General features: G+C 42.4%; 13 protein-coding genes and 1 pseudogene. 7 read left to right on the top strand and 7 right to left on the bottom strand.

Translation table 11 applies throughout. From position 1 onward, the window contains the following. Positions 1-30 precede the first annotated feature (30 nt). Entirely contained in the window at positions 31-873 is an 843-nt protein-coding gene (locus V3595_RS16825; protein ID WP_485908458.1) for an alpha/beta fold hydrolase, read from the bottom strand. Between the two features lie 297 nt (positions 874-1170). Between V3595_RS16825 and V3595_RS16830 the strand changes: the two genes are divergently transcribed. Both V3595_RS16830 and V3595_RS16835 read left to right on the top strand, forming a co-directional pair. Further along, entirely contained in the window at positions 1171-1671 is a 501-nt protein-coding gene (locus V3595_RS16830) for an Lrp/AsnC family transcriptional regulator (RefSeq protein ID WP_241592804.1), read from the top strand. After that, positions 1668-2837, top strand: a complete 1170-nt coding sequence (locus V3595_RS16835; RefSeq protein WP_485908459.1) for an aminotransferase — start codon at positions 1668-1670, stop codon at positions 2835-2837. The genes V3595_RS16830 and V3595_RS16835 overlap by 4 nt, the downstream gene beginning before the upstream one ends. Before the next feature lie 158 nt (positions 2838-2995). On the opposite strand, the gene V3595_RS16840 is transcribed toward V3595_RS16835, so the two are convergent. Further along, positions 2996-3349, bottom strand: a complete 354-nt coding sequence (locus tag V3595_RS16840) for a helix-turn-helix domain-containing protein (RefSeq protein WP_485908460.1) — start codon at positions 3347-3349, stop codon at positions 2996-2998. Between the two features lie 140 nt (positions 3350-3489). After that, a complete protein-coding gene (locus tag V3595_RS16845) occupies positions 3490-4833 on the bottom strand; it encodes a sodium-dependent transporter (RefSeq protein WP_485908461.1) in 1344 nt (447 codons plus the stop codon). A gap of 345 nt (positions 4834-5178) precedes the next feature. Between V3595_RS16845 and yugI the strand changes: the two genes are divergently transcribed. Further along, entirely contained in the window at positions 5179-5583 is a 405-nt protein-coding gene (yugI, locus tag V3595_RS16850; protein WP_063234086.1) for a S1 domain-containing post-transcriptional regulator GSP13, read from the top strand. A gap of 155 nt (positions 5584-5738) precedes the next feature. On the opposite strand, the gene V3595_RS16855 is transcribed toward yugI, so the two are convergent. Next, complete coding sequence (locus V3595_RS16855) at positions 5739-5972, bottom strand: DUF378 domain-containing protein (RefSeq protein WP_063234087.1); 234 nt, start codon at positions 5970-5972, stop codon at positions 5739-5741. Positions 5973-6175: 203 nt separating this feature from the next. Here V3595_RS16855 and V3595_RS16860 point away from each other — a divergent pair, with 203 nt between their 5' ends. From V3595_RS16860 to V3595_RS16870, 3 genes and pseudogenes are all read left to right on the top strand, one after another. After that, on the top strand, positions 6176-7339 hold the full coding sequence (locus V3595_RS16860) for an iron-containing alcohol dehydrogenase (RefSeq protein ID WP_485908462.1): 1164 nt from the start codon (positions 6176-6178) through the stop codon (positions 7337-7339). Positions 7340-7486: 147 nt separating this feature from the next. Further along, positions 7487-8833 (top strand): glucose-6-phosphate isomerase, encoded by a 1347-nt coding sequence (locus V3595_RS16865; protein ID WP_485908463.1) that lies wholly within the window; start codon positions 7487-7489, stop codon positions 8831-8833. A 240-nt stretch (positions 8834-9073) separates the two neighbouring features. After that, a pseudogene (locus V3595_RS16870) lies at positions 9074-9550 on the top strand (cytochrome c biogenesis CcdA family protein); the annotation flags it as partial. A gap of 433 nt (positions 9551-9983) precedes the next feature. Here the strand turns inward: V3595_RS16870 and V3595_RS16875 are convergent. Beyond that, positions 9984-11264, bottom strand: a complete 1281-nt coding sequence (locus V3595_RS16875) for a M20 family metallopeptidase (protein WP_485908464.1) — start codon at positions 11262-11264, stop codon at positions 9984-9986. Between the two features lie 431 nt (positions 11265-11695). Here V3595_RS16875 and V3595_RS16880 point away from each other — a divergent pair, with 431 nt between their 5' ends. Continuing rightward, positions 11696-12100: a YugN-like family protein gene (locus V3595_RS16880; RefSeq protein WP_137016332.1), complete on the top strand. Its 405-nt coding sequence runs from the start codon at positions 11696-11698 to the stop codon at positions 12098-12100. Here the strand turns inward: V3595_RS16880 and V3595_RS16885 are convergent. Then, the gene (locus V3595_RS16885) at positions 12097-13089 is read right to left on the bottom strand and encodes a potassium channel family protein (protein WP_485908465.1); all 993 of its coding nucleotides are present in this window, start codon (positions 13087-13089) and stop codon (positions 12097-12099) included. The two genes, V3595_RS16880 and V3595_RS16885, sit on opposite strands and share 4 nt — an antisense overlap. Before the next feature lie 256 nt (positions 13090-13345). After that, a complete protein-coding gene (locus V3595_RS16890) occupies positions 13346-14632 on the bottom strand; it encodes a glycoside hydrolase family 18 protein (RefSeq protein WP_485908466.1) in 1287 nt (428 codons plus the stop codon). Between the last annotated feature and the right edge of the window lie 70 nt (positions 14633-14702).

Raw genomic sequence — 14702 nt, forward strand, 5'->3', positions numbered from 1 at the left:
CTCGTGAATTTTGCCCATTTACTCGTGAGTTTACGTTGGGGTGGCCACTCCAATAAACCCCTTAATTAATTGATACACTTCTTCCGGTTTCTCCTCTGGAAGAAGGTGCCCGGAATCCTCAATGACTACAAGTTCGGAATTAGGCAGGTCATCATGGAGCCTTTCACCAATACTCAAAGGCACCACTCGATCATGCCTTCCCCAAATAAGCAGGCATGGTGTATGAATACCACTAAGGTCCTCCTTCAACAAATCGATTTCCTTATCTCGAAGCATCCTCCCCAATGCCCGGAAAATATCATGCTTCTTAATGAATGGCCCTAGATATCCCTGCCGCATTTCATCGTCAATCATCGTCGGGTCATGGACGACATTTTTCAAGTTCTTTTCGATACCTGATTTTTGCAGATACCGTTTTATCCCGTATGAAAAGAAAGGCAGGTAACTGACCAGCTTCATTTTTTCCGAATATCCGGGCTGATAGCCTGAACCGGCAAGTAGAATGGCATGGTCGACAAGATCAGGGTATGATTTGATGAGCTGCAGGGAAATCTGCCCGCCCATGGAATGGCCGATGATACTGAATTTCTTGATGCCTTTTCCCTCTAAGAATAGAACGACGGATTTAGCGATGTTCCGGAATGAATATGTATATCGATAATCTTTTCCGCTTTGCCCGAATGGCGGGAGGTCTATGGAGATCACATTGTATTCCTTGGTTAAATAGGGGACTAATTTACGGAAACTGAAGCTCGATGACAAAAATCCATGAAGCAGGACAAGGTTGGGGAGGGAATCATCGATTCTGTCATATTCAAAATAGATTTCGATATCACCCACCCGTTCGACACCTTTGATTGTATGACTTTCCATAAAAGCTCCTCCTCCGTTATTGGTCAAACCTGCATTACCCTGAATATTCCAAAAAAGGTCCTTTAATACTGTTGCATAACAGTAATTGTAATAATAACGATGAAAAAATACAATTACTATAACAGGTCACCAACCAATTTTGATATAATAGTGTAAGTTTATCCTGACAGCATAGGACTTATTAAATTATATTGTCATATAGGATTTTTAAAAGAGTCTAATAAGGTAATTCGTGAGACTATCTGCCAGCCGAACCATCACATCTAAATTAGTGAATTCCAAAAGGGGGGTTTTCCAATGCACTTGAATGAAGAGGAATTGGAAGTCTTGAGAATCATTGAAAATAACAGCCGGATTGATCTGAAGGATTTGGCTAAAATGACCGATCAATCAGAAGCGGACATTGAAATAACATTGAAGAAATTAGAAGATATGCGGGTCATTGTACGTTACTTAACAGTCATTAACTGGGCAAAAGTGGATGAATACCATGGTGTCACAGCGATGATCGATGTAAAAGTCACTCCAAAACGCGGTGTCGGTTTTGATGAGGTCGCAAAAAGGATTTACAAATTCAAAGAAGTACAGTCCGTTTATTTAATGTCAGGGGCTTATGATCTTTCGGTCATTGTCGAAGGACGTTCGATGAATGAAGTGGCAAGCTTCGTTTCCGAAAAACTTTCGACACTGGATTCCGTCATTTCTACGACGACTCACTTCATCATGAAAAAATACAAGCATGATGGCACCATTTTTGATCAAACTGAAGAAGATAAGCGGATAGTGGTGTCACCATGATTAAAACGAGTTATGTTTCAAAAACGATTGCAGAGCTTAAACCATCAGGCATCCGCCGCTTTTTCGACTTGGCAGCCAATTTGGAAGGGGTCGTATCTCTTGGTGTGGGTGAACCGGATTTCGTTACATCTTGGGCAGTAAGGGAAGCGGCGATCAACTCCTTGGAGGAAGGATATACCTCATATACTGCCAATGCCGGATTATTTGAATTAAGGTCGGAAATCAGCCGGTATATGGAGAAGCAGTTCCATGTTTCGTATAGACCGGACGATCAAATCATTGTCACGGTCGGAGCAAGCCAGGCCCTAGATATTGCCCTGAGGACCATCTTGAATCCAGGTGAAGAAGTCATTGTCGTCGAACCTTGTTTCGTCGCCTATGCACCGCTTGTGACCATGGCAGGGGGAATACCGGTCACGGTCCAAACATCCAAGGAAGATGATTTTAAGTTGACTCCCCAACAACTCGAAGCGGCGATCACGCCTAAAACGAAGGCCGTTTTAATCTGTTCACCGAATAACCCGACGGGAACCCAGCTTGGGCAGGAAGAATTAGTGATGCTTGCTGACATCATTAAAAAGCATGACTTGCTGGTGATTTCCGATGAAATCTATGCTGAACTTGCTTATGATGAGGAATTTACTTCTTTCGCTGCCATTGACGGCATGATTGAGCGGACAATTGTCATCAATGGGTTTTCGAAAGGGTTTGCGATGACAGGATGGCGTCTTGGGTTCGTTTGTGCCCCTAAGGAAATTTCCGAAGCGATGCTTAAGCTTCATCAATATGCGATGATGTGTGCGCCGACCATTGCGCAGCATGCTGCATTGGAAGCATTAAAGCACGGTATGCAGGATGTGGAAGAAATGCGTCGCAGTTATCGAAGAAGACGAAATTATATCGTGAAATCATTTAACGATATAGGTCTGGATTGCCATAATCCAGGCGGAGCATTTTATGCTTTTCCATCAATCAAGAAAACGGGGATGACTTCGATGGAATTTGCTGAAAAACTTCTGACGGAAGAACTTGTTGCAGTTGTACCGGGAGATGTGTTCGGGGAAAGCGGTGAAGGCCATATCCGCTGTTCTTATGCATCCTCCATGGAACAGCTTCAAGAGGCGCTTAGAAGAATGGAACGTTTTATGAAGAATCATTGCCAATAAAAGCAAAAAAATAGGGATCCGGCCTTTAACAGCCGGATCCCTATCCATAGGGGGAATTAGAAAAAAGAGTTAATCTAATGGATTAACATAGAAAGTGTTAATCATAGTATATCCAGTACCCTGAAAAAAAATACACATACTACGACCCATTTTTTGAATTAAGCTTGTGTATTATATAATGAATGCATAACTTTCAGAATTTGTTCTTCGCTAAAGTCCTTAGCTGTTCTTAGAATAAGCTCCGCTTTTTTGGTTCCGATTTCTTCAATCAGTTTTTTTATGTCCTCGTCGATACCAGCGGCGTTACCGGTTTGGGCATCCTTCAGGAATTCTGAAGCCGGAATGTCAAGAACGGTGGAAAGCCGTAAAATGGTTTGTGTATCAGGAACCGATTCACCTGATTCATACTTTTCAATTTTCTTCGTGCCGATTCGTAATTTCAAAGCCAGTTCCTGTTGAGTGAGGTTATGATCTTCTCGGTATTGCCGGATATTCTTCGCGATATTTGACATAGTCAGACACTCCTTTTTCAGGAAATATATTTTCTTTATGTAATTATTTTACCATATTATTACTTAAGGGAAGTAACGGAATATGTAGGTTTTGTGAAAAAAATGCCGCATCGAGAAATATCGAAACGGCACGTTGAATGTTAAATGAGATTAGTTGACTTAAGGAATACGAGTATGATCATGATCGGCACGATGTAGCGAATCAGGAAGTACCAAAGTTTAAAAAGTGATCGGCCGGGATCAGCGCCGGATTCGAACTCCTTTTGTACCTCAATCCTTTTCATTTGATAGCCGATGAAAAGGGATATGAACAAGGCGCCGACTGGCAGCGCGATATTGCTTGTCAGATAATCAGCGAAATCGAATATGGATAAATTGAAAATCTTCACATCCGAAAGCACCCCGAATGATAATGCGCTTGGAATCCCAATTAAGAAAACGGTGATACCAGCTATCCAAGAAGCCTTCTTACGCTTTGCAGCATCACCCTTGATCATGGCGGCAACGACGATTTCGAGAATGGAGAATGCCGTCGTAAGGGTGGCAAATAGTAATAATATGAAGAAAATGAACATGAAGATCCCGCCAAGCGCCATTTCATTGAAAACGGCTGGCAACACGACAAATACTAGTCCAGGCCCGCTTGATGGGCTGAAGCCTAGTGCGAAAACAGCCGGGAAGATGACCAAACCTGCCAGCAAGGAAATGAAGATATTCAGTCCAACTACCGAAAAGGCCGATTTTGTAATATCTTCTTTTTTGCTTAAATAGGATGCGTAGGTTACCATCACGGAAACACCGACACTTAGTGCAAAGAAGGATTGGCCCAGTGCCAATAGGATCGTTTCCCCTGTTAATGCGGAAAAGTCCGGCTTCAAGAAAAATTTAACACCCTCCATCGCTCCATCCAGAGTCAAGGAACGGATAAGAAGAATGATGAAAAGGATGAACAAGGAAGGCATCATATATTTATTCGCCTTTTCAATTCCCTTGGAAACGCCGCCTTGCACGACCCAAATGGTAAAGACCATGAATAATAACTGAGCGATAACTGTTTCATAAGGATTACTGATTATCTTATTGAAGAAGTTTCCATATTCTTCTTGAGTCAAGTTTGAGAGGGAACCTGTAAAGCTTCTGGCTAAATAAGAGATGATCCAGCCTCCAACAACACTGAAGAAGGAAAGCAGAATGATGGAAGCGACGACACCGCCATATCCGATCAATGCCCAAGGCTTCCCCGGGGCGATATGTTTATATGCGCTAATGGCATCTTTCTGTGCATTGCGGCCAATCGTAAATTCAGCTATTAATATCGGTGCACCGATAAGCAGGGTGAATAAAATGAAGAGCAGGAAAAAGACCCCTCCTCCATTTAGCCCAGTCATATATGGGAGCTTCCAAATGGCACCCAATCCAATAGCGGATCCCGCGGCTGCCAGGATGAACCCAAGTTTTGAAGTCCATTGATCTTGTTTTGACATGATGGAAAAACTCCTTTAGATGTAAAAAATATCTAGCTGCATATTACATTTTTAAAACATTTTCTCATCTTACTATGATTATGTAGAATTGAATAGTGTTTTAATATTACAATCTTTAGAAAAATGAGTAAATATATTAAGGGAAATAGAGGTTATTTGCAAATTATTAGGATAAGTTATAAATAAAGATTTTATAATATTTATTATTTCCAAAAAACAAACATTTTTAATGAGTAAAATCCTAAAAAGTATGGTATACTTAACTTTGATTATTTTCCAATTATGTGATATAATTTTTTATTGCGTGAAAAGACGAAAAAATATATATAAAATAGGAGTGTTACCATGTCTGAAAAATTCGAAATTGGTGCGGTAGTTGCTGGTAAAGTAACTGGTATTCAACCATACGGTGCATTTGTTGCTCTAGACGATTCAACTCAAGGTTTAGTTCATATTTCTGAAATTACTCACGGCTTCGTTAAAGATATCAACGAACATTTAAAAGTGGGCGATGAAGTGAAAGTTAAAGTGCTTTCCATCGATTCAGCTGCTGGAAAAATCGGCTTATCGATCCGCGCTACAGAAGAAGCTCCTGAGCGTACTGAAGCTCCGAAAAAAGCTCCGAAAAAACGCCAAGCATCTGTTAAAGCGACATCTCACATCGAATCTACTGAAGGTTTCAACACATTGAAAGACAAACTTCAAGAGTGGATTGAACAATCTCAACGCGAAGACTTAATCAAAAAATAATTTTTTAGAACCGGCCGTTCATTAGATCAGCCGGTTTTTTTTGTCCATTGTCATGGCTGGTAGCGGGGCATATGAATGAAATAAAGCCGGGTCATGTGTTTATCCATGGTCCGGCTTTATTTTATCGAATAGAAACATTGTCCATTGTCATGATCTCAACGAGTCGGCTTGGTTTCAGGCTCTCTGGAAATTTCAGGACTTGGTTTGAAGAGAAGACCAAGATTAATGAGACCGGCAATTCCGACCAATCCATAAACGATGCGGGCCAATCCAGCATCTTGCCCTCCGAAAATCGAAGCAACCAAGTCAAATTGGAAAAAACCTATTAAACCCCAGTTGATTGCCCCAATTATTGTAAGAACAAGTGCAGTTCTTTGTATTCCACTCATTGTACAGCCTCCTTTTTTTGAAAAAATCAGTTCTTTACTTATCATGCTTTTTCATCATGTAAATATACATCTACTCAAAAGTTCCGGGCGGATATTTTGTATTTAAATGGAAGATTGGTCATAATGAATAAAAGAAAAACTAGCACTTGGCACTGTCGAAAATTCAAAAACGGAGTCAATGTGGCATAAAGGAGAGATATCCATTGGAGAATTTCACTTATAAAAATCCTACTAAAGTAATTTTCGGGAAAGGTCAGCTTGAAAGCTTAAAAGCTGAAATTCCTGCGTATGGCGATAAAGTTTTACTTGTATACGGCGGGGGAAGCATAAAGAAAAATGGCTTATATGAAAAAGTGGTCAATACCTTGAAAGAAATCGATGCAGAGGTGCACGAACTTTCCGGAGTTGAACCGAATCCACGCATCTCAACAGTCCGAAAAGGTGTTGACCTTTGTAAAGAATATGGTATCGACTTTGTCCTTGCAGTTGGAGGAGGAAGCGTCATAGACGCTACAAAGGCCATCGTTGCAGGTGCTAAATATGAGGGCGATCCATGGGATCTTGTCATCAAAAAGGCGCCAGTCGAAGAGGCCCTTCCATTCGGAACGGTGCTGACTTTAGCTGCAACCGGCTCTGAGGCGAATTCCGGATCTGTCATAACAAACTGGGAAACGAAAGAGAAATATGGATGGGGAAGTCCATTGGTATTTCCGCAATTCTCCATTTTGGATCCTGAAAACACTTTTTCGGTACCAAAAGACCAGACGGTATATGGAATGGTCGATATGATGTCACATGTGTTCGAAACATACTTCCACCCGGAAACGCATGCACCGCTTCAAGACCGTTTTTGTGAATCGCTGTTATCGACGGTGATTGAAACGGCACCTAAACTATTGGAAGACCTGGAGGATTATGAGCACCGGGCGACTATCCTGTATGCTGGAAACCTAGCCTTGAATGGGTCGCTTGGGGTTGGTTACAGCGGTGATTGGGCAACGCATAACATTGAACATGCCGTTTCAGCTGTTTATGACATCCCGCATGCAGGGGGATTGGCCATCTTATTCCCAAATTGGATGAAGCATGTGCTCCATGAAAATGTCGCACGCTTTAAACAAGTTGCAGTCCGTGTATTCCATGTAGATCCGGAAGGTAAAACGGATGAGGAAGCGGCCCTTGAAGGCATTGAAAGACTTAGGTCATTTTGGAGCAACTTAGGGGCGCCGACCAATCTTTCGGATTATGGCATCGATGACTCACAATTGGAAGTCATGGCTGATAAAGCGATGAGCAGAGGGGAATTTGGACGATTCAAAGTCCTTAACCGTGAAGATGTCCTTGCCATTTTACGGGCTTCATTATAAACAAGTGATATGATCCGCTCTCCCGCCTTGTCAGGTGGGAGATTACTTTATAGGCATAATTCGTTATTTACTTGATCGATTTCTTGATTATGAGAATTACATCAGATAAAGTGAAAGGGAAACTAAAGAATCCAAGGAGGAATTTGAATGGCCCATATTCGTTTCGATTATTCAAAAGCCCTGCCGTTTTTCGGGGAGCATGAAATTACCTATCTACAGGATGCTGTAAAAGTGGCGCACCATTCCCTGCATGAGCAGACAGGGGCAGGCAGTGAATATCTTGGCTGGCTTGATTTACCCGCCAATTATGATAAAGAAGAGTTCTCAAGAATCAAAAAAGCGGCCGCAAAAATAAAAGAAGATTCAGAAGTGCTGCTGGTTATCGGAATCGGCGGATCATATCTGGGAGCACGAGCGGCAGTTGAGATGCTTCAACATAGTTTTTATAACATTCTACCTTCCGACAAAAGGAAAGCACCGCAAATTTTATTTGTCGGTAATAATATAAGCTCTACATATATGCAGGACGTAATGGACCTATTGGAAAATAGGGATTTCTCGATCAACGTCATCTCTAAATCCGGTACGACCACGGAGCCTGCACTGGCCTTCAGGATTTTCAGGAAACTGCTTGAACAAAAATACGGCGTTGAAGAAGCCAAGAGCCGCATTTATGCTACGACTGATAAAGCGAAGGGCGCTTTAAAAACGGTAGCAACGGAGGAAGGTTTCCAAACTTTCGTCATTCCTGATGATGTTGGCGGACGTTACTCGGTCTTAACGGCTGTAGGACTGCTTCCGATTGCGGTCAGCGGGGCGGATATCGATCAAATCATGGAGGGAGCCGAGCGTGCTAGGGCGGACTTCAGTTCTTCCGAGCTAGGTGAGAATCAGGCTTACCAATATGCGGCGGTTCGGAATATCCTTTACAATAAAGGGAAAACGATTGAAATGCTGATAAACTATGAGCCTGGACTTCAATACTTCTCTGAGTGGTGGAAACAATTATTTGGAGAAAGTGAAGGAAAGGATCAAAAAGGGATATTCCCTTCATCGGCCAACTTTTCGACTGACCTGCATTCATTAGGGCAGTATGTTCAGGAAGGACGGCGTGACCTTTTTGAAACAGTCATCAAAGTGGAAAAGGCCCGTCATGAAATCTTGATTGAAGAAGCGGAAAATGATTTGGATGGCCTGAATTACCTTTCTGGTGAATCGGTGCAATTCGTGAATAATAAAGCATTTGAGGGTACGCTGTTAGCCCATACGGACGGTGGCGTTCCAAACCTGATCGTAACGGTTCCGCAACTCGATGCTTATACTTTTGGCTACCTTGTATATTTCTTTGAGAAAGCTTGTGCGATGAGCGGATACTTATTGGGTGTAAATCCATTTGATCAGCCTGGAGTGGAAGCTTATAAGGTGAACATGTTTGCTCTTTTAGGCAAGCCGGGTTATGAAAAGAAAAAAGCTGAGCTCGAACAGCGCTTATAATATTAAAGGCATCAAGCAGGAATAACATCCAGCTTGATGCCTTTTTTTGGTTGAACGCCAAAGGGTAAGAATAAACATATTCGATACTGGTATCGAAAATGAAAGTGGGAGGTAATTAGTATCGAGGAGCTAGAGAAACTGAGAACGGTTCCCCGGTCCGCAAGAAGCCTGCCTGCCGGATGGAAAGAAGAAGATGTAAGAGGCTAAAACAAGAGAAAATCAAAACTGGAGGAAATCATATTGAGAGACTTAAATATTTTTATATCTTTTGGTGCTGGGGTTTTATCCTTTATCTCTCCTTGCTGTTTGCCCTTATATCCTGCCTTTTTATCTTATATTACAGGATTATCAGTTACAGAATTAAAAGAAGATAATAACAAATTAAATAGCAGGCCAATTTTTCATACCATTTTCTTTGTGATTGGGTTTTCTATTATTTTTGTAATATTAGGGTTGTCAACTTCTTTTATTTACGATCTCTTTTATGAATTCATTGATTTAATTAGACAAGTAGGTGCTATTTTGATAATTGTTTTTGGTTTAATGATTATTGGGGTTTTTCAACCAAAATTCTTAATGATGGATAAGAAAATAACTTTTAAAAATCGCCCATCCGGTTATATAGGTTCTATTTTAATTGGGATAGGATATGCTGCTGGTTGGACTCCTTGCATAGGACCAATATTAGGGGCCGTTGTAACCCTTGGTTTGTCTACAGGTCAGGGGTTTAATAATTCTGAATTTTGACCATGCTTGTACAATCAAATTACATAAAAAGGAGTATCGATCATGGCTAAACAAAAATTGAACCTGACTAAAAAAGAAGGCAAAGAATTATTAAAAAAATCCTAGTTCATTCAGAGAAAAAAGGAATTCCCACTTTTCCCAAAAAGAAAAAAGCCTGAAGCGGTTTTTCTGCTCCAGGCTCTTATTTTAGCTTTTGGTCTTCATATAAATTTGAAATAAAGTTTGATCAAAACACGCTATAAATATATTTAGTTTAGCATTGAACTAAAGAATTAATACCAACGAGTATATAAATATTCCCACCAATGACCACCACCATATACACCTTGAAAGAGAACATTAGCAGTAGCGCGTGCAGTATACCCTGCATCATTAACCTGCATAAAGTTTAGTGAAAATAGATTTAAAATGACCTAAGATACTTGACTGCAGTCTCAGCATATATCTCGGCAGATTCTACTAAGTTCTCCACTGAAACCCGCTCATCGTACCCATGGATAGTGTGTTCCAGCCCAGGACCGTAAAGGACGGTATCAATGCCATGGCGCCGGAAGTGACTGGCATCACTTGAACCAAGCAAAAGTACGCTGAAGACGGGTTCCTCCATTCCAAGGACACGCTGGATTCCCAGTTCTATGGCCCTCACAATTGGACGATTCTCTAAGGTCCAGTTCGGGTTAGTACAGGGTACCGTTGGCTCTACAACCGCACCTGGCGCTACAGCACTAACAAGATTCCTAGCGACATCAAGTACAAACTCGGGCTTCATACCGAATGGAACCCGGGTATCCACTTTAATGATACACTTGTCTGCGACGACGTTCACATTTGTTCCGCCCTGGATTACACCTGGATTGTAAGAGGGACGATAAAGTAACTGTGACAGTAAGGGATTTCCTAGACGCTGAGATAGGAGCCACTCAGTATTGTACAAAAGTTGACAAGGCTCTGCCGGAGGCGTTGCCTTGAGCTCCCATAGCTTGGTTAGTGCTTCGACCGCGGCTGCCCCTCTTCGTATGGCGGAGATTCCATAAAGCGGTTGTAGGCTGCCATGATCTGTCTGACCTGGTATGATCACCTGCATCCATGCCTTGCCCTTTTCACCGGCATTCGGATGGTGGGGGTCCGTTGGTTCTCCAATCAGACAAGCATCACCCTTAATCAATCCTTGATCCAGGAGCGAGGCCACCTCAATGCCGCCAGTCTCTTCATCCGGAGAGGCAATAACTCCTAGGCTACCTTTCAAATTAAGAGTGGGGGCGAACTCCTGAAGTAGTCCAGCCACAAAAATCAGTGATGCCAAGCCTCCTTTCATATCGGAGGCTCCCCTACCCAAAAGCATACCTGCTCTGACTTCTCCTGAGAAAGGATCGAAGGTCCAATGTGAACAATCGCCTGCAGGTACGACATCTGTATGTCCACAAAATAGGAGCCGTGGACCAGGTACCCTGGTTAAGGGAGCATCACAGACCACGGTAACCAGCGCATTTTCGCTACGGCGGTGCTCGGTAATCAAGAACCCTTTTGCTGCTAGGTATCGGCTAATATGGTGTCCCATTTCTGCTGACCGCTTCTTAAACTCGGGCGATGGATTTTCAGATGGAATTCGAATAAATGAAGCAGCAAGTTCGACTAATTCCTGTTGCCTTGACCTTATCAGTTGCCGGATTATTCTGGTACTCATATAAATACATCCCCTCCATGTCCAGCATTGGCCGCAGTATTTCTATACTATTCTATGTGCTGTTCCTAGATCATATTTCTGAGGTTAAAAGTGGGGAAACATTTGATACATGTTATTTAAAGTCTCGTTCAATGCTATAGTTAAACTTAATGAGCCAAAGAGCCAAAGATATATAGGGGTAGCGTCAGGAAAATGTGCTTAACGTTGTAAATCCGCATTTTCCTGACGCTACCAGCAGAAGATCCAGTAATTACGAATGGAGGAGGAGAAGGGAGCGACGAAGCTGAAATAAAAGCGTAAGGAAAGCTTGGAAATCAATGAGGAAGCCAATCTTCCTTTATGCCAATCGAGGGAACAATAGAGTCATTCCAGGTTTTTTTTTAGGCACTTTGGTTAAGCTAATAGAAAATTAGCGAAAGAGGTTTTATACAATGATTAAAATTTCTTCTCAATTGGAAGGGAAAACATTCGGTTTGTTCGATTTGGAGACGAAGTTAAAACCGGAAGGATATGCGATTGGCGGAGGATGGGATTATGACCACGGGTCTTTTGATTATAAGATTGATGACAGTGATGGCTACCAATTCTTGAGAGTCCCTTTCAAGGCTGTTGATGGTTCACTCGATCAGGACGGGGTAATGGTCGAACTTTTACAACCGTTTTTGTTATCTCATAAGTACGAGGACGGGATTGACGATGAAGGAAATATCGGAAACCTCTCCGCTTCCTTCAATCAGTTTGCCGAGCCTGAAAATCCGGATGCCGAATTTCCGGAAAACTATATTTCATATGGAAAAACGCTTGTCCGTGATTTGGAAAAGCTATTATTACATTAATCATCAATGATGAGCAGGGTGTCATCACGATGTATGATTACATCTCCAGGGGGCTTGATTAAGGTCTTGCCTCCTGAAATGATGCCGACCAATAAAATGTCTTGATCGAATAGCTTTACGTTCAACTGTTTAAACGTCAATTCCACCCAGTCATCCTGGATGGGCAGCTGTTTGAGGTTCAATCCCTCCTGATCTTTTTGTTCTTTTGCTTCCACAATGATCCCCTTCGATAAGCACTCCTGCATATATTCACTCGCAAATTTATTCGTTTCGACTATACCGTCCGCTCCAGCCCGTAAAGCATTTTCTTTTTGTTCATGCGTCAATATTTCCACAAGACAATACACATGAGGATTCAGACCTTTGACAGCCAGTAACGTTAAGATTGAAAACATATCCGTTTGCAGCTCGTCTTGTTTAAGATCAGCCGTGATCAGGACGCGCATGGCTTGTTTAATATTGGCTTTCTGCAAAACGGAATCCAATGTAGCTTTTCCTTGGATAAAGTGGATATTCGTTCTTGGAAGCGGGTGCTTTTGCAGTGTATCATCGATAAGGACAATGGATTGATGGTGCTTACGATCATGAATGTTTTGGATGATTCTCTTGGAACGGCCATTCCAGCCCACAATGATAATATGTCCGCCGCCGCCGAATACTTTCTTTCCTGTTAGAAATTGCTGTTCATTGGATATTGAAATTTTAGCGATATACGCAAAATAAGAGGTAATCAGGCCGGCGCCTGACAAAATGAGGACCATCCCAATGATTTTGCCAAGATTGGTCACGGGAGTGAAATCTCCATAACCCACCGTTGACATAGTTACGATTGCCCACCAGATGCCATCAAGTAGGGTGGGGAATCTCTTCGGCTCCACAATGTGGATCAAGACCCCGAATGAAAGTAAAAATAATGCGATGATAGAAAGCAATCTGATGAAACGCGGAAATCTAGGAACGGTGCTGATGAATGGACCGATTCGAATCATGTTTTTCACACCCCTTAAGCTGTTCCTTTTAGTATGGTCAAAAAAGGCTTGGCTCATAAGGTTGCGTACAGACAAACTTTGGATTATGAATATCGGCATATTACCTGGAAAGCTGCCATTCGATTTCGGGAAAATGATAACAGCCCTCCGGAAGATGCCGGAAGGCTTTTAGTGCTGAGTCACGTATCCTAAATGGACTTCATGCTCGATGTTTGATTATATGCCCGTTAGAGCTTCGGTATTCCTTTATCTTTTCTTAAACCCTTCTCCGGACGTTAAAGTTATCACTGATGAGCAGCCAGTTTTGAGGGAAGGCTAAGCCGAGCTTCCAATAACTCATTCCCCTTAGATTCAGTTCTTTGATTAAATCGAATTTTGCCTGAATGGATCTGGCATCTTCAAACCACACCTCATGCTGCTTATCCTCAATATCGGTATAGTTGAAGTGCGGGGCCTGTGCGGTTTCATCATACTCGATGGCAACATTATTGGCCGCCGCAATCTGGATGGCCTGCTGCGGACTCACGGCCGTGGCAGTGGATCCCTGTACGAAAGGCAGGGTCCAATCATAGCCATATAGATTCTGCCCCATCAGGATCTTGTTGGAGGGAATATCGGTGACGGCATATTCGAGAACTTCCCGAACAGGTCCAATAGGAGACACGGCCATTGCCGGTCCTCCGCTATATCCCCATTCATAAGTCATGATGATAACGAAGTCGACGATTTCACCATGTGCTTTATAGTCATGTGCCTCATACCAACGGCCTTTTTGCTCAGCGCTTGTTTTAGGTGCCAGTGCCGTGGAAATGAACCATCCTTCTTTCTTGAAACGATCCCTGGCTTTTCGTAGAAATTGATTATAGGCTTCTTTATCGGCCGGCCTTAAAAACTCAAAGTCAAAGTGGATATCCCGGAATCCATATTTCTTAGCCGTTGTAACGATATTGTTCAGGAACTTATTCTGAACGGAAGTATTCGTTAAGATGATTCGCCCGAGCTCATCGCTGAATTGGTCATTTTCCTGATTCGTGATCACCATCATCAGGACATTTTTATTTTCTCTGGCGATGGCAGGAAAGTCATTGAGCAAAGGCTCTTTTAAGGAGCCGTCTCGTAGCGCCTGGAAGCTGAAAGGGGCTAAGTAGGTTAAATAGGGCGCAGCTTCCCTGGCGGCCGTTTCAAGGGCCGGTGCAACCGTCGTACCCCGCGGCTCGATATAACCGTTGAATTCGGCGGTCCTTTTCTTTCGTGCCGGAATATAGAGCCGGTATCCAACGGATAGGATTTGATTTTCGGAAATGCCATTTATATTTGCCAATTCTTGAACAGGGACATCAACTTTTTGAGATATCGAATATAAACTATCACCCGGTTGAACGAAATAATAACTGCCGACGATTGGAATGACAAGGGCCTGCCCCGAAACAAGATTATTTGGGTTAGGGATCTTATTTGATTCCACGAGCCTGTCAACGGTTACGCTGTAAGTCTGGGCGATGCCATATAACGTCTGGCCTGGCCTAACCACATGTATTTGCAATTCTTTTCCCTCCTACTGAAAGTTTCCTAACAGTTTATGAGCATAAAAAGAAATTCATGATAAAGAGCTT

Source organism: Bacillus sp. CFBP9009 (assembly GCF_036541465.1).
Classification (GTDB): Bacteria; Bacillota; Bacilli; order Bacillales; family DSM-1321; genus Peribacillus.